The organism is Curtobacterium sp. GD1, assembly GCF_020882855.1.
Taxonomy (GTDB): Bacteria; Actinomycetota; Actinomycetes; order Actinomycetales; family Microbacteriaceae; genus Curtobacterium.
Genome location: NZ_JAFEVQ010000010.1, coordinates 76,899 through 95,624, shown reverse-complemented (window position 1 = coordinate 95,624; position 18,726 = coordinate 76,899). Strand labels below are relative to the sequence as shown.

Here is an 18,726-nt window from a genome sequence, read left to right as displayed (position 1 = left end):
GGGCTCCGGCTCGGTCGTGGGTTCAGGCTCGGACGTGTTCTGCGAACACGTCCTTCACCGTCGTCCAACCCTCTGCACCGTACCGCTCGTCGTCGACGTGACGCAGCGTGGCCTCGCCGCTGAACATGCTGACGAAGTACTGCATGCCCTGCCACGCCGGGAACGGCTCGTCGCCGCCGGCCTTCGACAGGCGTCGTCCCACCCGGGCCATCGCCGAGAGCGTCGACGCGGTCCCCGCCCACTGCAGTCGGAAGGGGGTGCCGGTGAGCCGGGACATCGTGTCGGCGATGCTCCGCGAGGTCACCCGGTCCCCCGCGACCTCAACGAAGCGCGGTGCACCCGGGTCGAGCGCGACGAGGGCGGTGGTGCGGGCGACGTCGTCCTTCGTGGTGAAGTCGAGCACCTGGTCGGCCGAGGACCAGTAGAGCACCCGCTGTCGGTCGAACAGGATGAGCGGCGCCTGCCCGGTGAGCATGTCGGTGAACGCGCCGTTCAGCACCGACGTGGCCCGGATACGTGCGGCGTCGAGGTCGGCGGCGAACTCCCGGCGCAGCTCGAAGTTCCGGTTCGTCCCCGGGGTGATGGAGCGGTAGTCGGCGGCGTAGTCGGACGGGATGAACCGTTCGACGCCAGCGTCCACCGCTGCCCGGAGCAGGGCGCGCTGCGCGTCGACGATCACCGAGCGCGTGCCGCTGACCGCGGACACCACGACCTCGGCCCCGGCGAGCGCCGAGGTCAACGCTGCGTGGTCGTCGTAGTCGGCACGGACCACCTCGACGTGGTCGTCGTCCTCGGTCGGTGCCGTCGCCGTGGACCCGGGGCGGGTCAGGACGCGGACGTGGGTGTCGTGCCTGCGGAGTGCCCGGACGATGCGTCCGCCGAGGTCACCGGTCGCGCCGGCGACGAGGACGGTGGTGGTCACGCCTTCTCGACGTCGGAGAAGAGCCCGGTGAAGGTCGCTCCGGTGGCGCCGAGCTGGCCGAAGAACGCGCCCGCTTCCTCGCCGGCGACGGCTGCGGACGCGTCGTCGTAGGAGTCGAAGTACAGGTCGAGCGTCCGGTGGGCCGGGGTGGGCGTGCCGTCCTCCTTCGGCCAGACCTTGCCGGCCTCGAGGCGGCGGAGCTGCGGCAGGGCGCCGGCTGCTTCCTCGAGTGCGGGGTACGCCTGCTCGAAGGCGGCGGGGTCGGTCGGGTTGTCGATGATGAGGGTGATCTTGGTCGTCATGGGGCCAGTGTTCTCCCTCGTCGCTGTCGCCGCCCGGAGGGGTCGGATCTCGTCGCTGCGCGCCCACTCGTCTCCGTCGCGTTCGACTGGTCACCGGGTGGTTCGGGGACGTTCCGGTCCGCGGTGCGACGCCGACTCGTGCGGTGCGGCTGGCCCCAGCGAGCCCTCGGCCGCCCGCCTCGGTGGCCGATCGGCTGACGAGCCGAGCTCGCAGGCCTGTGGCTGGACGCGGCGAGTGTCAGACGCCCACCTGCCCAGGCGGACCGCGGGCTGGCCGACCGGTGGAGCACCTCCCCCTCTCGGTGGATGCGCGGGATCTCGCGCAGCTGTCAAGCTCCGACCGGCGCGCCGTGTCGTACCGATGAGGGGATCGAACGTGAATACAAGAACATACGCACTTCGACGCACGGCCTTCGTGAAGACCGCCCGGAACAACTGCAGTTGAGGTGCAACCGATGTTGCTGAAGTTCATCCCGATCCCGATCATCATCCTCGGCTTGATCGGTTTCCTCGCCGACATTAGTTGGTGGTTGCTCGCCATCCTCGGAGCCGCCTCGGCACTTGCCCTCATCGCCGGGGACGCCCTGATCGCTCGACGCAAGCGGCAGACGTCAGCACGCCGTTGAGACAACGAGAGCCCCAACACCCATCGGTGCTGGGGCTCTCGCTTCTCCACACCGCAGCGTTCTCAGCGTGACACTCATCACCAGAACGCCCCGCCCCGCCTACCGAACACGCGTGCGGGAGAGGATCGGCTAACGGGGCGCGATGTGCGCGACTGCTCCCGGCCTTGCTCGGTAGCGTAGGAACGGTGCCCCGATCGAAGCTTGCATTGTCTCCGATGACTCAGCGTCAAACACGACTTTCTCGCGCGTGCGTCGCAACGACCGCGAATGTCGCCCGATGACGGTTGCTCTCGGGATCCTGGCGGTGGTGGTTTGTTTCGCGCTCATCGTCGTGCGCGCCACTCGATGGGGCAATGCCGCTCGTGATCGAGTTGAGGGAAAACCGCGGAAGCCCATCACTCCGGGGACCTGGGTCGTGTTCGGGATCGTTCTCGCTCTCGCGGCGACCTCGCTCGTTGTACAGCTTGTGAGCAACTAACGCTTTGCCATCGGCAGCGCGGGTCCGACAGAGAGGACCGGTCATGGACCCGTGGAACGGGGGCACCGACGTCTCGTTGAACGATCGGCTATCGAACGTCCCGTTCGTCGCTTCGCTGTCGCCACTCGCCGCCAGCGTAGTCAAGCGTGTACAGCCCACTGATCGTGAGTGGAGAGATCGCCAGGAACACGATCATCGAGTCGACGCGGAACAACAGGAGCGCAGCGACACCCAGGAGAACGACCCCTACGAGCACCAACGTCCACAGCGGGAGGCGTCGACCTGATCGCCCAAGAGTCGTCGTGTTGGTGAAGCTATCCGGAGGTGGCCGGTAGCGGATCGGCTTACGTGCCCCTCTGTGGTCAGAGCCACGAGGATCGGCCACACTGGTCGGGTGCGTCTCGATACCGTACTGACCGAGGCGGACGTCCCCACCGTCCGAGCTGAGGTTGCTGCGCTCCGGCTCCCGGGACGTCGACTGGCGCGAGGCGTGACCACGCGACGCGACGGGCGTAAAGGCCCCTCGCAGTTTCAAACCGTCGTCGACGAGCGGAACAAGAGCTGGACGTTCGACCAGCAGGGGTATGCGCACCGCGACCGCTACCAGGACGGCGTCCTCCACACCGTTGACGGGTCTTCGGAAGTCAGCTTCGCTCGCAGCGGCACGGTTGCCTCTCCCGTCCGCCTGCTCACCCCTGAGTTGCTCCTCCTCTGGGGCTCACCCGCGAGCTACGCCCCGGTGCTCGTCCAGCGCGTCAGGGGTCATTGGCTGCTCTTCACGTTCGAGCACGAGCTCGACCCCGCACAACGCACGACGCTTGTCATCGACGAACGTGACGGAGTCGCCTACCGCTCGTACGGAGTGGATCAGGTCACGGTGATCACCGAGCTCCGCATCTTGGACGACGACGAGTCGATGCCTCCGCGCCCGCGCTTCCCGCGATTGCAGGAGTGGCCCCGGCTCGAGTACTGAAGCCACGCGCCTGTGGCGGCGACCGGTTGCGGATCAGATGTCGAGACCTTGCTCAGGTCCCCACGCTTGTCCGACCAGTCATCCGGATCGCACATGGGTGACAGGATGCTGGTCATGCCGACCATGAGTGCGCTTCTTGTCATCGATCTGCAGCGGGGCGTGATGAGGGACTGTTTCGACGCGGAGGGTGTGCTCGCGCGGACCGCCCGACTCGTTGATCGTGCCCGAGCAAGCGATGTGCCTGTCGTGTGGGTGCAGGATCACGACGACTTCGCGGAGGGGTCCGCAGACTGGCAACTGGCGGCGCCGCTGGAGCGGCGATCGAACGAGCCACTGGTGAAGAAGGAGTACCGGGACTCGTTCTCGGACACGGACCTCGACGAGGTCCTGGATCGCTTGCGCGTGCGGCATCTCGTCGTCGCGGGTGCGCAGAGCGACTACTGCATTCGGACGACGACCCAGGCCGCGGCCGCGCGGGGCTTCGACGTGACGCTGGTGTCCGATGCACACACGACGACGGACGCAGAGCACGACGGTGTCCGCATCAGTGGGGAGCAGATCGTCGCCCACACGAACATGTACTTCGGCGGGCTCAGGTACCCCGGCCGGCACTACGCCGCCGAGCGACACGACCGAGTGGAATTCGCGCCCGGTCCCTGACGGATCGGCTACCGGATGAGCTCCTGGATCACATCGAGGCCGTCGCGGCAGCGCTGGACGTACCCGGCGTACAGGTCCGCACGGTTGTCGAGCGCCCAGCGGGTCACGTCGACGAGGTGCAGAGCGGTCATCATCGCGAGTTCATCCCGCGCCCGGTCCGAGCTGAGACCGGCGGCTTCCACGAAGTCGTCGTAGTCCTGCCGATCGACCGATTCATCGATGAAGCACCACTCGAAGACCCGCCGAGCGTCGGTCCAAGGCGTTGGTCCGGTCTCGGCGCCGCCCCAGTCGATCAGGACGGGTGGGACCTCCGGGCCGCGTGAGATGAGGTTGCGGGGCGCGAGGTCGCCGTGTGCCAGGCCGTGTTCGTAGGCCCCACGGGCCAGGTGGGCGAACATGCGATCGACGACTGCTCGTTGCTCGTAGGCGCCGTCTTCGAAGAGCACGTCATCCGGCCCGAGGGAAGTGCGGTTGTAGTCGAGGTGCGCGGCCCACGCGGTGTGGAGGTCCTTCCCGAACCGGGAGTAGAGGGACAGCGGGGCGTCGTGCAGGGGCACCCTGCCGACCGTGCGGGCGGAGACGCCGAGCCATGACCACGGCCGCAGGACCGCGCGGTCGTCAGGTGCGACGTAGGTCGACAGCGAGAAGGCGACCCCAGCCTCCACTCCGTGAGCGAGGGGTTCCGCGGTGGCGATGCCCGTTCGGGCCGCAGCGTCCGCCGCCCAGGCCTCGACTGGGAACTCATCGGCGCGGAGCGGATCCACCGGGTACCGGAGAACGACGGGGTTGCTTCCTGCGCGTTCGACGCGGAACGTGTGGTTGACCGTGCCGCCCGGGAGCGGTTCGAGACGTGTGGGCGTTCCACCGATGCTCCGCATCACCGCGCTGAGCCAGGCGTCGTCGACCATGTTGGTGTCCACCCTCCCATTGTGATGCGGATGGAGCCCGCAGCTGCGGGCCGACCGGTCGTCCGCCCGCACTCCTCTGGGTGGCGGCTGAGCGCGAGACGGGGACGGCCAGCAAGATGGATCGGACCACGCGAGCGCGGCGGTCGGAGAGGACACCGTGACGAACGACAGCAGCGATGCCGGACTGCAGGCAATGATCGACCGAGCCGGGCAGATCACCGCCGACGAGGCAGAGTCGCTCGACATCGCGTGGAAAGCCGACGAGGCGATCCTGCTGCCGGAACCGAGTGCCTCCCTCGCGATCCAGGGAGGCGCTGACGGGCGGATGGTCACGAACGCCGACCTCGTGGCCGCTTGGCAGCACGCGCTCGAGGCCGCTGGCGCAGCGGGACGCGTCGAGGAGATCGAGGCCGCGCAGGAGGCTGGACGCGCGGTGCGACACTCGCAGGCGCACCTCCGGGATCGTGCGGGCGCCGAGGAAGCAGTCCGATCCGCGGTGCTCGCGAGCGGGGTACGCGACCTCGTCTCGGACGACGAGTACGCCACGCTGACGGCCGTCTGGCGCAAGGTGCTCGGAGAGGTCTGACCCGTCGGCTGCTCGCGCTCCACCGAGAGCGTCTCGCCGCCTGGTGTGGAGCCGGCGGATCAGGGGCGAGCGACGCCGCTGAAGTCCGGGGAGCCGTCCGGCGCCGCCGGCAGCGGCGTTCCGTCGACGTAGCGCGGCCACGCGAGCGCGCGGGCGCCGTCAGGTCGCCGTTCGTAGAGCAGACCGTCGCTGCCCGTGACCGTCAGCGCCGTTTCATGGGTCGTCGAAGCGCCGTCCGCTCGGGCCGACCGGGCCGCCTCAGCCGGAGGCACCTCGTGGTCGACGAGCCGCCCGGATGCCGCTGGAGGGACGGCAGGTCCGGGCACGCTCGTCCACTCGCCGACGGGCGGAACGGCTGCAGCGTGCCGCTCCGAGCCTGACGTCGCCGTGGGCTCCACCACCGGTGGCGTGGTGGAGGCCGCACCGTCCGGCGTCGAGGACGGTCGTGGCCACACGGCTGCGGACGGCGCGGAGGACCCACCCTGGCCCCCGCGGTCGTGGTCACGCGGTCGGAACAGCGCGTTGCTCAGCGGCACGACGACGGTTCCGAGCAGGTCGAGGATGACCACGACCCACACCAGTCGCCAGAACCCGCTGGCGAGGTCGAGGTCGGGAGCGAGGAGGGGCACCGACAGCAGCAGGGCGAGGAGCGCGATCACCCCGACGGTCGCCTTCGCGACGAGCTGCAGCAGCGGGGTCGGGTACCGCCGGTGGATGACGAGGAGCAGGTGCACGTGCAGCAGCGCGAAGCGTGCGACGAACACGATGCCGATCCACTGCATGAACCGTTCGCCGACGAGCCAGATCCCGTCCCCACCGAGCGGGTCGACCGGCACGATCCAGACCTTGGCCAAGCCGGTCACGAGCAAGTACAGCGAGACGACGATGCTCGCGAACGCGAACCTCCCGGACCGCCGCGACGACACGTCGGCGTCGTACCAGGACAGGAGCGCGAACACGACGACCACGACGACGGTCAGCAGGAGTTGCACGGCGACCCGGCCGAAGTCCCCGAGGAGCACCGCGACGATGCCGACCAGGCCAGCAGCGACGACGGCACCGATGATCGTCCGGAACACCAGTGGACGGACTCTCGCCCACCGTGGGTCGATCGTGCCCGTCACCACATCCGTGCTCGCCATGCGCGCCCTCCCTCACGTCGATGTCCCCGAACACTAGCGGCGCTCGACCGTCCGCACAGCACCGTGAACGGGGGCCGCTCGGTCCGCGCACGGCCGTCCCTTCGACCATCGGTCAGTGATCAGATGCCCGTGACGCTGTGCGCTCGGAAGAAGTACCCGTCCTGTCCGGCGGGGTAGGGCTCCACCGCGAACCGCACGGCCTGGCCGGGCCGCAGCGAGAGGAAGCCGGGACCATCCAGGACGGAGAAGTGCACGAAGACGTCAGACTCGAGCGCTTCCGAACGAAGGGCACCCCAGCCGTCGTCGTCACTCCACCAAACGCAAACGCCTTCGACGACCTGCACGACCGCAACGTACCGCGTGGAGGCAACCAGCTGGTGAAGGTCAACCACAGCGGGATCATCGGTCGGGGCCGTCCACGCCTGTCGGCGACCAATCGCTGCCCCATCCGCTGGCGCGCGGGTCGGCGACCACGCTGTTGGTGGCCTCCGACATCGCCCGCAGCGAAGTGAGGCCTACGGACCCGGCCCGGCTCGCGCCTCTTCGGAGGAGCTCCCACCGAGCCAGGTCGGTCGTCCGAGCAGTCAGCTGTCGAGTGCGATGACCCACCGGATCAGCAGGAGGCCCGCGACGATCAGCACACCGATCCCGGACCAGAACCACGGAGCACTGGTCCCGCGCTCGGCTCTCGCTCGGCCGATCCCATCTCTGCGGATGGCGATCACAGCCGCGCGCCCGATCAGCCCGAGCCCCGCCAGCGCTATGACCATGATGCCCCACCACGTCCACCACGAGAACTCCACGAGACGAGCATGCCGGATGAGCCCTGGTCCTGATCGCGACGCGAGCGACTGGGTACTCCTCGACGACCGACGACCGACGACCGAGACACCGGATCAGCGCAGGTGCACGAGTCCAGCGCGCGTCGGGAGGAAGCCGCAGGCCCCCTCGTAGAACGGCACCATGTCCTCGCCGTAGTCGACGAACAACCACTCGCAGCCGGCAGCGCGGACCGCTTCCACCGCGAAGCGGACGACCGCGGTCCCGAGGCCCTGGTGCTGACGAGACGGATGTGTCTTCGTGTCGATGAGGAACGCGTGGTCGGCGCCGTCCCACGCGACGTTCACGAATCCGACCAGGGCCCCGTGCGTGTCCCGGGCTGCGACCCAGCCGAGCGAGTGCGGGCGGACCCGATCCCACCAACCGGGCTCGGGCGTCCCTCCGTGTGCCGCGGTGAGGTCCACGAGCTCGTCGTCACCGATGCTCGAGCGCCAGGTCAGGGTCACGTCCTTGTGGTGCATCGTCCCAAGCTCCCACGACGGAGTCGGCTGCACCAGGGGCGTCATCGCGGACCGGCGTTCGACCGACCACTCCCGGAGCGGCCGTGCGAGGATCGGAGCCGTGGGGGAAACGAGAGTGATGCCAGCGGACGCGCCCGAGGTCGCGGAACTCGAAGCGCAGGGCTGGAGCGTCACCGCCCGGTCGTTCGGGGCCCAGCTCGACGCCGACCGGATCGACCGGCAGCAGCTGCAGTCGCTCGTGGACCGCACCGCCGGCATCGGGACGACGCGGCCGCTCGGTCCCGACGACGTCGACGCGGTCCTGCGGCTCGACGCGCTGACGGCCCACGACTACCCCGGCGGCGTCGCAACCCAGCACGAACCGCTCGACCGCGGGGCAGCGACCCCCTCATCGGCGCGGCCCGCGTTCGGCACGGTCACGTCGGACGGCGAACTCGTCGCGATGACGTTCGTCGACACGGACGGGCCCCACGCCGAGACCCACTTCACGGTCGTGCACCCCGGCCTGCGTGGCCGCGGGCTCGGACAGGCGGTCAAGGCTGCGTCAGTGCTCGCGTTGGCGGACGCGGGCACGACCCGGTTCCGCACCGGCGGTTCCGCGGAGAACACCGCGATCACGGCGGCGAACGCCGCCCTCGGCTACGTCCGCGACGAGGAGTGGGTGACGCTCGAGCCGCGCCCTCAGTGAGGACGTGCGCACCGTCGAACGGGAGGCGCGGGTCGGGCCCGCACCGCGCCTCCCGTCCGTCAGACCAGCCGCTGGGTGATGCTCCCGACTGGTCCGTCGAGCACGGCCTCGTCCTGGTCCAGCTCAGCTCCGCGACGACGCGTTCGGTTCCCAGAACTGGAGCCGGTTGCCGAACGGGTCGATGACGAGCATCGTCCGTCCCCAATCGTTCGAGTCCAGGCCGGGCCGGGATCGCGGGTGCCGCTGCGCGAGCAGGACGTCCCGGTAGGCGGCGACGTCGTCGACGACGAGCATGACGGCCCCTCCCGGTGTGGCGTCACCGTGGTGCTCGGTCAGGTGCAGCACCTTGCCGTCGAGCGACACCTGCGCGTACACGGGGAGGTCCGGTTCGAACCGGTGTTGCCATTCCCACTCGAACCCGAGGTAGTCGCAGTAGAAGGCTCGGGCGACCGCGTGGTCGAACACGCGCAACACCGGGATGACCCTCGGCGCGGTGTGCTTCTCCGAGTCCTGCCGGTGGTGCAACGCGGCCAGGGTGTTCCAGTCACGGAGGCCTGCTGCGTGGGCGGCTGCCTCGAGCACCTTCGAGTGCGGGATGTCAGTGCCGGTGCTGAGCTCGCGGGCGAGTCGCTTGGCTTCTTCGATCGTGATCACGATGTTCCAATCGCGCGATGGGGCCTGGTTCCTGCGTTGCCAGGGATCGCGGAAGGATCGAGATCGACCGGAAGAGGATCGTTCGTCGGTGTTCACCGGATGCAGGGGCTGGCCACCGGAGCCGACGTCAGCCTACCGCCGGGCGTGCTGCCGGTCGAGGGTCGCGGAGCGCACGGCGCTCCGGTCGTCCGGTCGGCGTGCGCACCGTCGGACGGGAGGCGCGGGTCGGGCCCGCACCGCGCCTCCCGTCCGTCAGACCAACTGCTGGGTGATGCTGCCGACCGGTCCGTCGAGCACGACGTCGGCGAGCGCGCCGTTCACCAGCGGCATCTGCGGCGGCTGGTGGCCGGTGTCGAAGTCGAGCACCACGGGGATACCGAGGTCGCCGAGTGCGTGCCGCACGGCCTCGTCCTGGTCCAGCTGGGGCACCGCCGCGCCCTCGGTGCGCCCGATCAGGACGCCGTTCGCGTCGTCGAACCAGCCGGCGAGCCGCAGCGACGTGAGCATCCGGAGCGCGGTGACCGCGTTCGACTCCGCGACCTCGAGGTACACGATCGTTCCCTCCGGCGCGTGCCGCCGGGCGAAGCCGGGGACGTCGCCGTAGGGGGTTCCGGCGAGCAGTGACACGGTCTCGAGGCACCCGCCGATGAGGCGTCCGCGGATCGCGACCTGGGACGCGCCGTCGAGGGCGCGCCAGCGGGTCGGGGCATCGTAGGCGCCGTCGCGGTCGAGGACCTCGTCGACCCAGGCGCCCCACGGGCGGCTGCGACGACGCGGGGCACTGCGCTGCTCGACCGTGCCGCCGGTTGGGAGCGCTGCGACGTCGGTCCACCGGGCGAACTCGGCAGGGAGCTCGTACGGCTCGTCCATCAGGTTCGCACCGTGCAGGGTCGCGAGGCCCGTCATCGTCGTGAGCGGGAGGAGCAGGGTCGAGATGTCCGACCAGCCGGCGAACCAGGCGCGCGAGGCGGCGAGGGCGTGCCAGTCGACCGAGTGGACGAGTTCGATCGCGAGCTCACCACCCCACGGCGGGAGGACGACGTCGGCGCTCCGGAACGCGTCCTGCAGGTCGGCGACGCGTTCGGCGACGCTGGCCGGGACGAGCCCCGGGGTGGTGGCGTGCGGCCGCACGTGCACGCTGAGTCCGCGTGCCGTCAGGGCGTCCGCACCGTCCTGCAGTCGGCCGTGCAGGTGCTCGGGGACGCCCATCGACGGCGCGGGGACCTCGACGCGCCCGCCGGCGACCAGGGGCCTCGGGTAGGTGATGACCGCCATGCTCAGGCGGGGGCCATCCGACCGGCGCCGACCGGCAGCGGTCCGGCGCGGTACACGAGCGACACGTCGGTCGCGGTCACGGTCCTGGTGGCTGCGCCGAAGCGCCACACGCGGTTGTAGAGGTAGACGCCGATCTCCGTGCCGCCGTCGTCCGGGACCGCCCACGTGCCGGTCCCCCACTGCGCCGGGTGCCCGACGCCGTCGATCGTCACGGTCGGTCGGGCGAACCAGGTGAGCATCGGGCGGGTGATCTCGAGTTCCACGCGACGCTTGGTCGTGCCGGACGGCTGTGTCGTTTCCACCGTCGCAGGATACGGGGCCGCCGCGCGCGACAGCCTGCCGGTCGGTCCGGACTCAGCCGTCGCGCATGTGCGCCGCGATCGCCGCACGGTCGGCGGGGTCGAGCGGCGCCACTGGGTACCGGCTCGTGTCCTCGCGGAACTCGTACCCGTCCCCGGAGGCGCGCGGGATGACGTGCAGGTGTGCGTGGGGGACGCCCTGGTCGGCCACGGAGCCGTTCGACGTCACCAGGTTCGTCCCCTCGACGGCCGCGCCGAGCACCTGGCGCAGTGCACGGTCGGCGCGCTGGGCGACGAGGGCGAGCTCGGTGACCTCGCGGGTGTCGAGCGCGGCGAGGTCGCCGCGGACGACGACCTCGAAGGAGTCGGCCGCGAGGGCGGCGCAGAAGTCGCAGTCGTGGTCGTCGGTCATGCCCTCGACCGTACCGGGACGGATCGCGGTCGCCGGTTCCCGGACCGGCACACCACCGAGGGGTGTAGGCCAGGAAGCACCTTGCAGGGAAGGTCGGTGGACGCCGTGGACACCATGTCAGGGAACCGTGCTCCGCATCGACGGTTGCGGACTGCCGTCGCGGTCCTCGGAGCCGTCGCGCTCGCAGCGGGGATCGCGGCCCTGCTGCTCCCGCACGCGACGCTCGTCGCCGTGGTCTGGGTGTTCGGCATCTACCTGGTCGTCGCCGGGGGAACGCTCCTCGTGCGCGCCGTCCCGGGCGGGGCGCCGGTCTGGCGACGCATCGCACTCGTCGTCGTCGGCGTGCTCGTCGTCGTCGCGGGCGTCTTCGCCATCGTGCACCCGCCCGTCGGCGCTCGGTGGCTGGCCTTCGCCATCGGGTTCGCGTGGCTGCTCGAGGGCATCACCCTGCTCTACGCGCCGGACACCGGCCACCGAGCGCTCGCGGTCGTCGCGGCCGCACTGAGCTTCGTGAGCGGACTCATCCTCATCACGCTGCCGGCACTCGGCGCGGTGTTCGTCGTCGCGGTGGTCGGCGGCGTCCTCATCGTCTCCGGCGTCGTCCAGCTCGTCATCGCCTTCACGTGGGGGAACATCCCCGGCACGAGGAACACCGAGAACACAGGGAACACAGGGAGCACGGGCACATGAGCACAGCAGCCATCGGACGCATCGTCGTCGGGTACGACGGATCGGAGCCGGCCGACGCCGCGCTCGAGCGCAGCCTCGGCCTCGCCGCACGACTCGGCAGCCCGGTCGAGGTCGTGACGTCCTGGCGGTGGCCGATCACCTGGAGCACCCTGCCGGTCGCGAACAGCTGGTCACCGCTGCACGACGCCGAGGAGATCCGGCAGCAGGCCGTCGACCTCATCGAGCGACACGGCCCGCTCCCCGTCGAGGTCACGACCCGCTCGGCGGAGGGCGGTACGCCGGAGGTGCTCCTCGACGCCGCGTCCGACGCCGGGCTGCTCGTCGTCGGCAGCCGCGGACGCGGTGGGTTCCGGGGGTTGCTGCTCGGTTCGGTGAGCGCTGCCTGCATCCAGCACGCGACGTGCCCCGTGCTCGTGGACCGGGGGCGAGCGGCGACCGGGACGGACGACAGCGGTGCGTCCGGTGCCGGCGGGGCCGTCGTGGTGGGTGTCGACGGCTCCCCGGAGTCCGGCCGCGCCCTGCGGTTCGCGATCACCCTGGCCCGCGGCCTCGGGCTCCCCGTCCGGACGATCACGACGTGGCAGTGGCCGGAGGCCCTCAACCGCGACGAACCCCCGTTCGACCACTGGTCCCCCGAGCAGGACGCACTCTCGACCGCCTCCCCCGCGCTCGACGCCGCCGAGGACCTCATCGACGACGACGTCGACGTCACGTCCGACCTCGTCGAGGGCCGCCCCGCCGAGGTCCTGCTCGACGCCAGCCGCGACGCCGCACTCCTCGTGCTCGGCAGTCGTGGCCTCGGTGGGTTCCGCGGGCTGCTCGTCGGCTCGGTCACCCAGGAGTGCGCACAGCACGCGTCCTGCCCGGTGGTGGTCCACCGTTCGTGACGGACCCCGCCGGTAGGTTGACAGCGTGACGACGATCGACCTCAACAGCGACCTCGGCGAGGGCTTCGGCGCCTGGACGATGGGCGACGACCGGGCGATGCTCGACGTCGTCTCCTCGGCGAACGTCGCCTGCGGGTTCCACGCCGGCGACCCCGCGATCATGCTCGACACCTGCCGCCTCGCCGCCGAGCGGGGCGTCGCGGTCGGGGCGCACGTCGCCTACCGCGACCTCGTCGGGTTCGGTCGTCGCGCGGTCGAGGTCACACCCGAGGCGCTCTACGCCGACGTCGTCCACCAACTCGGCGCCCTGCTCGCCACGGCCCGGGTCGCCGGCACCGCGGTGACCTACGTGAAGCCCCACGGCGCCCTGTACAACACCGCCTGCGCCGACCCGGTCCAGGCCGAGGTCGTCGCCCGCGCCACGGCCGACGTGGACCCGTCCCTCGCGGTCCTCGCGCTGCCGGACTCGGAGCTCCTCCGCGCAGCGACCGCGCACGGGCTCCGCGCCGTGTCCGAGGTCTTCGCCGACCGGGCGTACGAACCCGACGGGTCCCTCGTCCCGCGCAGCCGTCCGGGCGCCGTCCTGCACGACCCGACAGCGGTCGCCGACCGGGTCCTCCGGATGGTCACCGACGGCACCGTGACCGCGGTGGACGGCTCGGTCGTCCCGGTCCGGACGGACTCGGTGTGCGTGCACGGCGACTCCCCCGACGCCGTCGCGATGGCCCGGGCGATCCGCGAGCTCCTCGACCGGCACGGGGTCGCGAGCACCCCGTTCGCCCCCACACCGTGAGCGCGCCGGCCGAGCACGCCGGACCCGCCCTCGACGTGCGTCGTGCGGGTACCCGCGCGGTGCTCGTGACCTTCGGCACGCTCGCCGAGGTCACCGCGTTCCGCGCCGGACTCGAGGCCGAACCCGTGCCGGGCGTGACCGAACTCGTGTCCGGAGCCCGCACACTGCTCGTCCGCTTCGACCCGGACCGCACCGATCCCACGCGACTCGCACCGCGCCTCCAGGCCGTCGAACCCGTCGTGCCCACCCGAGCCGACGTCGGCGAGGTGACCACGATCCCCGTCACCTACGACGGCGAGGACCTCGACACCGTCGCCGCACTGGTCGCCACCACAGCCGCCCAGCTCGTCGCCTGGCACACTGGCCAGACCTGGACGAGCGCGTTCTGCGGCTTCGCACCCGGCTTCAGCTACCTCACCGGCTCCGCCCCGTCGCTCGACCTGCCCCGACGCACCGACGCCCGCACGTCCGTGCCCGCCGGCAGCGTCGCCCTCGCCGGCGAGTTCAGCGCCGTCTACCCGCGCGCGTCGCCCGGCGGCTGGCAGCTCATCGGCCGCACCGACGTGGCGATGTGGTCGCTCGACCGCGACCCGCCCGCGCTCGCGCCGGCCGGCACCCGGATCCGGTTCGTCGACGCCGGCCGCGCATGAGCACCCTCACCGTCCTGCAGGTCGGCCCCGGCACGTCGACGCAGGACCTCGGCCGGCCCGGGTTCAGCGACACGGGCCTCGGCGCCGCGGGTGCCGCCGACCGCGGGGCAGCCGCACTCGCCAACCGCCTGGTCGGCAACCGTCCCGACGCGGCGGTCCTGGAGGCGCTGCTCGGCTCCGTCACGCTCCGCTCGGACGCGCACGTGGTCGCGTCCCTGACCGGCGCAACCTGCCCGGTGACGGTCGAGTCCGCGGACGGCCGGGTCCGCGGCGCGGCCTGCTTCGAGGTCGTCACGCTCGCACCGGGCGACGTGCTCCGGGTGGGTACTGCCACCGCGGGACTGCGCACGTACCTCGCGGTCCACGGAGGCCTCGCCGTCGAACCCGTGCTCGGCAGCCGCTCGTGGGACTCCCTCGCGCGCCTCGGTCCGCCTCCCGTCACGGTCGGGGACGTCCTGCCGATCGGGGACGCCGCGGATGCCTGGCCGCTCGTCGACGCCGTCGCCCCGCCGCGCTGGTCACCACCGGGCGAGGCGGTCGTGCTCGACGTCACCGCCGGACCCCGCGACGACTGGTTCACCCCGGAGTGGCGGACGGTCCTGGCCGGCCAGGTCCACCACGTCACCCCCGACAGCGACCGGGTCGGCGTGCGGACCACCGCTGCCCGGCCGCTCGTCCGCGCCGTGACCCGCGAGCTGCCGAGCGAGGGCGTCGAGACCGGGTCGCTGCAGGTCCCGCCGACGGGCCACCCCGTCCTGTTCCTCGCCGACCACCCCGTCACGGGCGGCTACCCCGTCGTCGCGGTGCTCACCCCCGCGTCGGTCGACCGCGCCGCCCAGCTCCGACCGGGCGACGCGGTCCGCTTCCGCGTCCTCGACTGACTCAGCCGGCGTAGCGCGGATCGGACGCGGGGTCGTACGGCTGCCATCCCCACGAGTCGTCGTCCGACGACGGGGCGGGGTGCTCGTTCTGCCAGAGCGTGTCGACCGCGGACCACTCCGATGCGCTGCACCAGTCGAGCACGTAGGCGTCGTGGGCCGTCGGCGCCACGAACAACGACGACCTCGGGATCCGGCCCAGCGACTCCCCCCGTGCGGTCATGCACCCCTGCAGGCGGTCGAAGGCCGCGAGGTACTCGCTCCGGGTGACGACGCCGTCCTCGGTCGCCTGGTCCTGCGCCGCGCTCGCCGCGGGCATCGGGGGTGTGCGCAGCCAGCCGTACGACAGCGTCCACCCCAGGTCCCCGTCCACGCTGAGCCGGATCCGGTGCCCGGCGATCTCCGACGCCGCGTACGAGCCCGTGACGTGCGACCCGGCGGCGCACGACGCTTTACCGTCATCGACACCGGACCCGCGCTCGGTGATCTCGCCGCTCCCGGTGCGACACGTGGCGACCCAGGTGAACGTGTCGGCACGGGCGGGAGCGCGTCCGACCGAGATCGTCTCGTCCGACGACCCGACCCGCCCGACCGGGCTGCCGACGACCCGCAGGTACGTCGCGCCCGACCCGCCGACGACCGTCGCGGCCTGGCTCTGGGCCTCGAGGGCGGCCGGGTCCGGACTCGCCGCCGCGGTGATCGCACCACCGGCGGCGGCGCCACCGAGGACGCACACCACCGCTCCCGCGATCGTCGCCGCCCGCCACCGTCGACGCCGCCGAGGTGTGTGCTCGACCGTGTCGACGAGCAATGCCCGCAGTGCCCGGTCGCGGTCGTCGGTGTCCCTGTTCGTGGAGGTGCTCATGATCGTGCTCCGTTCCGTTCGACGGCCGGCTGGGTCGTGGGCCCGCTCGCGGTCAGTGCCGCGGCGAGCCGGGTCCGTGCGCGGGAGAGACGCGACTTCACCGTTCCCGGCGCGATGCCGAGTGCGGCGGCGATCTCCCGCTCGCTGTAGCCCTCGAGGACCGACAGCGTGATGATCTCCTGGTCGCGGTGCCCGAGCTGCCGGAGCGCCCGGACGGCGTCCCCGTCGTCGTCCCGGTCCGCGTGGTCGGGGACGGGTTCGGGTGGCGGCAACCGGTCGAGCGCGGCCCGGTACCGCCGGGCCGCACGGGTCTGGTTGCGGGCGACGTTCGTGGCCGTGACGAGCAGCCACGGCAGGAGCGACCCGTCGACCAGCCGGACCCGAGCCCGGTTCCGCCAGGCCTCGAGGAACACGATCGCGACCGAGTCGGCCGCGTCCGTGTCGACCGGCACGAGCCGCATGCAGTGGCGCTGCACCCGGTGGCGGTGCCGGTCGAACACCCGCCCGAACGCCTCGCCGTCACCCTCGAGCGCCATCGCCCAGTCCCCGCTGTCCATACCCTGCAGTGTCCGGGACACCCGGATCGGTTCCATCCCGCCGCACCGGTCGACGGCGAGTCCGGAACACCCCGCTGCCGGGTGCGGTTGCATCGGGCAACGACGACGAAAGGTGCACCATGTCGATGACCGTCCTGCTCGAGGTCCAGCTCCGGAGCGACCTCCCCGAGGAGACCACCGAGGCCGCGATCCGGGAGACCCTCGCCCAGACCGGTGCGTTCGCCGGCAACGAGTCGCTCGAGGTCCTCGTCGACGACACCGACCCGTCACGGGTGGTCGTCGTCGAGCGCTGGACGACGCCTGAGGCCCACGACGCCTACGTCGCCTGGCGCGGCACGCCGGAGGGCGCGGCGAACGCCCTCGCCGCCGTCGTCGCCGCCCCACCGGTCACCCGTCGGTTCGGTCGGACGATCACGCTCGACTGACGCGACACCGCTGAGCCGGCCCCGCTCCGGTCGATGGTCCGTCGCGGGGATGGGACGATTGGGGCATGACCGCCACGCTCGTCGCCAAGGGACTCTCCGGCGGGTACGCCGCACGCACGCTCTTCGACTCCCTCGACCTCACCGTCGCTCCGGGGGACGTCATCGGCGTCGTGGGGGTGAACGGCGCCGGCAAGTCGACCCTGCTCCGACTCCTCGCCGGGGTGGACGAGCCGCTGGCCGGCACCGTGTCGCTCGCACCGACGGACGCGTTCGTCGGCTTCCTGCCGCAGGAGCACGAACGCCTCGCGGGTGAGACCGTCGCCGCGTACATCGCCCGGCGGACCGGGTGCGCTGAAGCCACCGCGTCGATGGACGCCGCAGCCGCTGCGCTCGGCGACCCCGACGCCGGTGACGCCGCGGCGGACGCCTACTCGGCGGCGCTCGACCGCTGGCTCGCGGCAGGCGCGGCCGACCTCGACGACCGCATCCCCGTCGTGCTCGCCGACCTCGGCCTGGCCGTCGGGTCGGATGAGGACGGCGTCGGGCCGGAGTCGCTCATGACCGCGTTGTCCGGCGGGCAGGCGGCCCGCGTCGGGCTCGCCGCACTGCTGCTCTCGCGGTTCGACATCGTGCTGCTCGACGAACCGACGAACGACCTCGACCTGGACGGCCTCGACCGGCTGGAGGCCTTCGTCCGGGGCCTCCGCGGCGGTGCCGTGCTCGTCAGCCACGACCGCGAGTTCCTGGCGCGCTCGGTGACCGCCGTCCTCGAGCTCGACCTCGCGCAGTCCACCAACCGGCTCTTCGGCGGCGGGTACGACTCCTACCTCGAGGAGCGCGAGATCGCACGGCAGCACAAGCGCGATGCCTACGAGGAGTACGCGTCCACCAAGGCCGACCTCGTGTCCCGTGCCCGGACCCAGCGCGAGTGGTCGAGCCAGGGCGTCCGGAACGCGATGCGGAAGAGTCCCGACAACGACAAGATCCGCCGCCGTGCCGCCTCCGAGTCGAGTGAGAAGCAGGCGCAGAAGGTCCGGCAGATGGAGTCCCGCATCGCCCGGCTGGACGAGGTCGAGGAGCCGCGCAAGGAGTGGCAGCTCGAGTTCACGATCGGCAGCGCGCCCCGGTCCTCGGCGGTCGTCGCGACCCTGTCCGACGCGACGTTCACCCAGGGCGACTTCACGCTCGGGCCGGTCTCCCTGCAGGTCGACGGCGGTGACCGCATCGGCATCACGGGTCCGAACGGTGCCGGCAAGTCCACGCTCCTCCGGGCGCTGCTCGGCAAGCAGGCGCCGACGACGGGCACGGCGTCGCTCGGCTCCAGCGTCGCGGTCGGCGAGATCGACCAGGCACGCGCGGCCTTCACGGGTGAGCAGCCGCTGGCCGACGCGTTCGAGGCGATCGTGCCCGAGTACACGACGGCCGACGTCCGGACCCTGCTCGCGAAGTTCGGGCTGAAGGCGGACCACGTCGGCCGTCCGGCGAACGCGCTCTCCCCCGGTGAGCGGACGCGCGCCGGCCTCGCGCTCCTGCAGGCCCGCGGAGTGAACGTGCTCGTGCTCGACGAGCCCACGAACCACCTCGACCTCGCCGCGATCGAGCAGCTCGAACAGGCCCTCGACTCGTACGACGGCACCCTGCTCCTCGTCACGCACGACCGCCGCATGCTCGAGACCGTCCGCCTCGACCGGCAGTGGCGCGTCGAGGCCGGCCGCGTCACCGAGGCCTGACGCGCCCGGCCTCCACCGTGATCCG

Annotated in this window: 25 protein-coding genes; 12 read left to right on the top strand and 13 right to left on the bottom strand. The window is 71.6% G+C overall.

The window, feature by feature from the left end:
* Positions 1–22 precede the first annotated feature (22 nt).
* Positions 23–922 (bottom strand): NmrA family NAD(P)-binding protein, encoded by a 900-nt coding sequence (locus JSX79_RS07545; RefSeq protein ID WP_229085640.1) that lies wholly within the window; start codon positions 920–922, stop codon positions 23–25.
* Positions 919–1,224, bottom strand: coding sequence for a hypothetical protein (locus JSX79_RS07540; RefSeq protein ID WP_092386890.1), 306 nt, complete (start codon positions 1,222–1,224; stop codon positions 919–921). Before JSX79_RS07540 ends, JSX79_RS07545 begins: the two co-directional genes overlap by 4 nt.
* 455 nt (positions 1,225–1,679) lie before the next feature.
* Here JSX79_RS07540 and JSX79_RS07535 point away from each other — a divergent pair, with 455 nt between their 5' ends.
* From JSX79_RS07535 to JSX79_RS07525, 3 genes are all read left to right on the top strand, one after another.
* Complete coding sequence (locus JSX79_RS07535) at positions 1,680–1,850, top strand: hypothetical protein (protein ID WP_175475883.1); 171 nt, start codon at positions 1,680–1,682, stop codon at positions 1,848–1,850.
* 872 nt (positions 1,851–2,722) lie between these two features.
* Positions 2,723–3,301, top strand: coding sequence for a hypothetical protein (locus JSX79_RS07530; RefSeq protein WP_139202001.1), 579 nt, complete (start codon positions 2,723–2,725; stop codon positions 3,299–3,301).
* Positions 3,302–3,415: 114 nt separating this feature from the next.
* Entirely contained in the window at positions 3,416–3,961 is a 546-nt protein-coding gene (locus tag JSX79_RS07525) for a cysteine hydrolase family protein (protein WP_229085639.1), read from the top strand.
* Between the two features lie 8 nt (positions 3,962–3,969).
* Here the strand turns inward: JSX79_RS07525 and JSX79_RS07520 are convergent, their stop codons facing one another.
* Entirely contained in the window at positions 3,970–4,881 is a 912-nt protein-coding gene (locus tag JSX79_RS07520) for a phosphotransferase (RefSeq protein ID WP_229085638.1), read from the bottom strand.
* Positions 4,882–5,026: 145 nt separating this feature from the next.
* Here JSX79_RS07520 and JSX79_RS07515 point away from each other — a divergent pair, with 145 nt between their 5' ends.
* Positions 5,027–5,455 (top strand): hypothetical protein, encoded by a 429-nt coding sequence (locus JSX79_RS07515; RefSeq protein ID WP_229085637.1) that lies wholly within the window; start codon positions 5,027–5,029, stop codon positions 5,453–5,455.
* A gap of 59 nt (positions 5,456–5,514) precedes the next feature.
* Here the strand turns inward: JSX79_RS07515 and JSX79_RS07510 are convergent, their stop codons facing one another.
* The 4 genes from JSX79_RS07510 to JSX79_RS07495 all read right to left on the bottom strand — a co-directional run bounded on the left by JSX79_RS07510 (position 5,515) and on the right by JSX79_RS07495 (position 7,898).
* Positions 5,515–6,597 (bottom strand): hypothetical protein, encoded by a 1,083-nt coding sequence (locus JSX79_RS07510; protein WP_229085636.1) that lies wholly within the window; start codon positions 6,595–6,597, stop codon positions 5,515–5,517.
* A gap of 119 nt (positions 6,598–6,716) precedes the next feature.
* The gene (locus tag JSX79_RS07505; protein WP_229085635.1) at positions 6,717–6,941 is read right to left on the bottom strand and encodes a cold-shock protein; all 225 of its coding nucleotides are present in this window, start codon (positions 6,939–6,941) and stop codon (positions 6,717–6,719) included.
* A gap of 240 nt (positions 6,942–7,181) precedes the next feature.
* Positions 7,182–7,400, bottom strand: coding sequence for a hypothetical protein (locus JSX79_RS07500; RefSeq protein WP_229085634.1), 219 nt, complete (start codon positions 7,398–7,400; stop codon positions 7,182–7,184).
* 93 nt (positions 7,401–7,493) lie between these two features.
* Positions 7,494–7,898 carry a GNAT family N-acetyltransferase gene (locus JSX79_RS07495; RefSeq protein WP_229085633.1) on the bottom strand — a complete coding sequence of 135 codons (405 nt, stop codon included), beginning with the start codon at positions 7,896–7,898 and terminating at the stop codon, positions 7,494–7,496.
* A gap of 100 nt (positions 7,899–7,998) precedes the next feature.
* Between JSX79_RS07495 and JSX79_RS07490 the strand changes: the two genes are divergently transcribed.
* On the top strand, positions 7,999–8,586 hold the full coding sequence (locus JSX79_RS07490) for a GNAT family N-acetyltransferase (RefSeq protein WP_229085632.1): 588 nt from the start codon (positions 7,999–8,001) through the stop codon (positions 8,584–8,586).
* Positions 8,587–8,709: 123 nt separating this feature from the next.
* Here JSX79_RS07490 and JSX79_RS07485 read toward each other — a convergent pair whose 3' ends face one another.
* From JSX79_RS07485 to JSX79_RS07470, 4 genes are all read right to left on the bottom strand, one after another.
* Positions 8,710–9,240, bottom strand: a complete 531-nt coding sequence (locus tag JSX79_RS07485) for a glyoxalase superfamily protein (protein ID WP_229085631.1) — start codon at positions 9,238–9,240, stop codon at positions 8,710–8,712.
* A 252-nt stretch (positions 9,241–9,492) separates the two neighbouring features.
* Entirely contained in the window at positions 9,493–10,515 is a 1,023-nt protein-coding gene (locus tag JSX79_RS07480; RefSeq protein ID WP_229085630.1) for a S66 peptidase family protein, read from the bottom strand.
* A gap of 2 nt (positions 10,516–10,517) precedes the next feature.
* Positions 10,518–10,817 (bottom strand): hypothetical protein, encoded by a 300-nt coding sequence (locus tag JSX79_RS07475; RefSeq protein WP_229085629.1) that lies wholly within the window; start codon positions 10,815–10,817, stop codon positions 10,518–10,520.
* A 52-nt stretch (positions 10,818–10,869) separates the two neighbouring features.
* Complete coding sequence (locus JSX79_RS07470) at positions 10,870–11,226, bottom strand: HIT family protein (protein ID WP_229085628.1); 357 nt, start codon at positions 11,224–11,226, stop codon at positions 10,870–10,872.
* Positions 11,227–11,370: 144 nt separating this feature from the next.
* On the opposite strand from JSX79_RS07470, the gene JSX79_RS07465 reads away from it, so the two are divergent.
* Genes JSX79_RS07465 through JSX79_RS07445 form a run of 5 tightly spaced genes read left to right on the top strand, consistent with a single transcriptional unit; the run spans position 11,371 to position 15,127 of the window.
* Positions 11,371–11,916, top strand: a complete 546-nt coding sequence (locus tag JSX79_RS07465; protein WP_229085627.1) for a DUF308 domain-containing protein — start codon at positions 11,371–11,373, stop codon at positions 11,914–11,916.
* The gene (locus JSX79_RS07460; RefSeq protein ID WP_229085626.1) at positions 11,913–12,803 is read left to right on the top strand and encodes a universal stress protein; all 891 of its coding nucleotides are present in this window, start codon (positions 11,913–11,915) and stop codon (positions 12,801–12,803) included. The genes JSX79_RS07465 and JSX79_RS07460 overlap by 4 nt, the downstream gene beginning before the upstream one ends.
* Positions 12,804–12,828: 25 nt before the next feature.
* Entirely contained in the window at positions 12,829–13,596 is a 768-nt protein-coding gene (locus JSX79_RS07455; RefSeq protein ID WP_229085625.1) for a LamB/YcsF family protein, read from the top strand.
* Positions 13,593–14,246, top strand: coding sequence for an allophanate hydrolase subunit 1 (locus JSX79_RS07450; protein ID WP_229085624.1), 654 nt, complete (start codon positions 13,593–13,595; stop codon positions 14,244–14,246). Before JSX79_RS07455 ends, JSX79_RS07450 begins: the two co-directional genes overlap by 4 nt.
* Positions 14,243–15,127, top strand: coding sequence for a biotin-dependent carboxyltransferase family protein (locus JSX79_RS07445; RefSeq protein WP_229085623.1), 885 nt, complete (start codon positions 14,243–14,245; stop codon positions 15,125–15,127). The genes JSX79_RS07450 and JSX79_RS07445 overlap by 4 nt, the downstream gene beginning before the upstream one ends.
* Position 15,128: 1 nt before the next feature.
* Here the strand turns inward: JSX79_RS07445 and JSX79_RS07440 are convergent, their stop codons facing one another.
* Both JSX79_RS07440 and JSX79_RS07435 read right to left on the bottom strand, forming a co-directional pair.
* Positions 15,129–15,989 carry a hypothetical protein gene (locus tag JSX79_RS07440; protein WP_229085622.1) on the bottom strand — a complete coding sequence of 287 codons (861 nt, stop codon included), beginning with the start codon at positions 15,987–15,989 and terminating at the stop codon, positions 15,129–15,131.
* Positions 15,986–16,546 (bottom strand): RNA polymerase sigma factor, encoded by a 561-nt coding sequence (locus JSX79_RS07435; protein WP_071302559.1) that lies wholly within the window; start codon positions 16,544–16,546, stop codon positions 15,986–15,988. The genes JSX79_RS07440 and JSX79_RS07435 overlap by 4 nt, the downstream gene beginning before the upstream one ends.
* Before the next feature lie 119 nt (positions 16,547–16,665).
* On the opposite strand from JSX79_RS07435, the gene JSX79_RS07430 reads away from it, so the two are divergent.
* On the top strand, positions 16,666–16,971 hold the full coding sequence (locus tag JSX79_RS07430) for a putative quinol monooxygenase (protein WP_229085621.1): 306 nt from the start codon (positions 16,666–16,668) through the stop codon (positions 16,969–16,971).
* A gap of 65 nt (positions 16,972–17,036) precedes the next feature.
* The gene (locus tag JSX79_RS07425) at positions 17,037–18,701 is read left to right on the top strand and encodes an ABC-F family ATP-binding cassette domain-containing protein (protein WP_229085620.1); all 1,665 of its coding nucleotides are present in this window, start codon (positions 17,037–17,039) and stop codon (positions 18,699–18,701) included.
* Positions 18,702–18,726 lie beyond the last annotated feature (25 nt).

Excerpts from the sequence above, each read along its gene's own strand:
- JSX79_RS07540 (WP_092386890.1), bottom strand. The coding sequence starts at position 1,224 with ATGACGACCAAGATCACCCTCATCATCGACAACCCGACCGACCCCGCC.
- JSX79_RS07535 (WP_175475883.1), top strand. The coding sequence starts at position 1,680 with ATGTTGCTGAAGTTCATCCCGATCCCGATCATCATCCTCGGCTTGATC.
- JSX79_RS07525 (WP_229085639.1), top strand. The coding sequence starts at position 3,416 with ATGCCGACCATGAGTGCGCTTCTTGTCATCGATCTGCAGCGGGGCGTG.
- JSX79_RS07510 (WP_229085636.1), bottom strand. The coding sequence starts at position 6,597 with ATGGCGAGCACGGATGTGGTGACGGGCACGATCGACCCACGGTGGGCG.
- JSX79_RS07495 (WP_229085633.1), bottom strand. The coding sequence starts at position 7,898 with ATGCACCACAAGGACGTGACCCTGACCTGGCGCTCGAGCATCGGTGAC.
- JSX79_RS07480 (WP_229085630.1), bottom strand. The coding sequence starts at position 10,515 with ATGGCGGTCATCACCTACCCGAGGCCCCTGGTCGCCGGCGGGCGCGTC.
- JSX79_RS07470 (WP_229085628.1), bottom strand. The coding sequence starts at position 11,226 with ATGACCGACGACCACGACTGCGACTTCTGCGCCGCCCTCGCGGCCGAC.
- JSX79_RS07460 (WP_229085626.1), top strand. The coding sequence starts at position 11,913 with ATGAGCACAGCAGCCATCGGACGCATCGTCGTCGGGTACGACGGATCG.
- JSX79_RS07445 (WP_229085623.1), top strand. The coding sequence starts at position 14,243 with ATGAGCACCCTCACCGTCCTGCAGGTCGGCCCCGGCACGTCGACGCAG.
- JSX79_RS07440 (WP_229085622.1), bottom strand. The coding sequence starts at position 15,989 with ATGAGCACCTCCACGAACAGGGACACCGACGACCGCGACCGGGCACTG.
- JSX79_RS07435 (WP_071302559.1), bottom strand. The coding sequence starts at position 16,546 with ATGGACAGCGGGGACTGGGCGATGGCGCTCGAGGGTGACGGCGAGGCG.
- JSX79_RS07430 (WP_229085621.1), top strand. The coding sequence starts at position 16,666 with ATGTCGATGACCGTCCTGCTCGAGGTCCAGCTCCGGAGCGACCTCCCC.
- JSX79_RS07425 (WP_229085620.1), top strand. The coding sequence starts at position 17,037 with ATGACCGCCACGCTCGTCGCCAAGGGACTCTCCGGCGGGTACGCCGCA.